Here is an 889-nt window from a genome sequence, read left to right on the forward strand (position 1 = left end):
TTGTGTAAGAAAAATGCCTCGATCTCCGGTGCCGAAGTCGGTTGTCAGGGCGAAGTCGGCTCGGCCTGCGTAATGGCCAGAAACGCAAAAGCGAGCGCAAGTTCTTCCCAGGTTATGTGCTGGTTCAGATGGACATGAATGAGGGTACTTGGCACTTGGTCAAGGATACTCCTCGGGTGATGGGTTTCATCGGCGGTACTGCTGACAAGCCTGCGCCAATCACCGATAAAGAGGCGGAAGCAATTCTGCGTCGTGTTGCTGATGGTAGCGACAAGCCTAAGCCGAAGACTCTCTTCGAGCCGGGCGAAACGGTGCGAGTCAACGACGGTCCATTCGCTGATTTTAATGGCGTTGTTGAAGAAGTTAACTACGAAAAGAGCCGGATCCAAGTGGCAGTGCTCATTTTCGGTCGCTCTACCCCGGTAGAGTTGGAGTTCAGTCAGGTCGAAAAGGTCTAACTGAAAAAGCATCCCAACCCCGCAGCCTTAGGCTGTGGGGTTTTGTCGTCACTGGGATAAACGCGCAAGTAACCGGGGAGCCTTTCGAGGCGTTTGAACCCGTAATTGGAGTGCCTCATGGCCAAGAAGATTACCGCTTACATCAAGCTGCAAGTGAGGCCGCTCAGGCTAACCCAAGCCCACCTGTTGGTCCTGCTCTGGGTCAGCACGGCGTGAACATCATGGAATTCTGCAAGGCTTTCAACGCCCGTACTCAGGGTCTTGAAGCTGGCTTGCCGACTCCAGTGATCATCACTGTCTACAGCGACCGTAGCTTCACTTTCGAAACCAAGTCCACCCCTGCTTCGGTTCTGCTGAAGAAAGCGGCTGGTCTGACTAGCGGTTCCGCTCGTCCGAACACCGTTAAGGTTGGCACCGTTACCCGTGCACAG

General features: G+C 54.2%; 3 pseudogenes. All 3 read left to right on the forward strand.

What is annotated here, in order from left to right:
- Window positions 1-78, forward strand: a pseudogene (locus tag ACIP1X_RS28350) (L-serine ammonia-lyase, iron-sulfur-dependent, subunit alpha); the annotation flags it as partial.
- Window positions 66-458 (forward strand): annotated as a pseudogene (gene nusG / locus ACIP1X_RS28355) (transcription termination/antitermination protein NusG); the annotation flags it as partial. The pseudogenes ACIP1X_RS28350 and nusG, both read left to right, overlap by 13 nt.
- Before the next feature lie 117 nt (window positions 459-575).
- A pseudogene (gene rplK / locus ACIP1X_RS28360) lies at window positions 576-889 on the forward strand (50S ribosomal protein L11); the annotation flags it as partial.

The sequence above is a fragment of the Pseudomonas sp. NPDC088885 genome (assembly GCF_044750025.1).
GTDB lineage: Bacteria > Pseudomonadota > Gammaproteobacteria > Pseudomonadales > Pseudomonadaceae > Aquipseudomonas > Aquipseudomonas rustica.